The 413-nt window shown below is 57.9% G+C and carries 1 protein-coding gene; it reads left to right on the top strand.

Annotation, left to right across the window (positions count from 1 at the left end; translation table 11 throughout):
- Positions 1-221 precede the first annotated feature (221 nt).
- Complete coding sequence (locus tag AC3XQU_RS23040) at positions 222-368, top strand: hypothetical protein (RefSeq protein WP_489876484.1); 147 nt, start codon at positions 222-224, stop codon at positions 366-368.
- Positions 369-413: the final 45 nt, after the last annotated feature.

The raw sequence follows: 413 nt of genomic DNA, 5'->3' as shown, positions 1-413 counted from the left end.
AGAGGACTGTCATCGGGGTCAAGAATTTCATTGGCGAACAGTTCCCTGAGATCGGGTGGGTTCAGGTCAACAACGCGACTGGGGCAGTTCTAGCCAACGAGAGAATCTGATCTTCCTGCGATAAGCGGAAACGCTGACCTGAGACGGGACCGGGGTGTAGGAGACACCCCGGTCCCACCTCAAGGGTCCATCATAGAAGACAACACAGCAAGGAGACCGAGATGCTCAAACGCAACTACGACATCCTGGGAACAATCAGCACAGGTGCAGTCCTGGCGATCCTGTCGGCCCCCTGGCCGCTTTGGATCGTCTGGGGTGGCATCGTCGCCTACCAGGTGCAGAACCGCGTAAGGTATCGGCCGGCGTGAGACTGACCCGGAAACAAGAAAAGACGCCCCTACCGATCCCGGTAG

Source organism: Telluria sp. AZSoR62 (assembly GCF_058111565.1).
The sequence above is the reverse complement of the archived record's forward strand: the minus strand, read 5'-3'. Positions and strand labels throughout refer to the sequence as shown.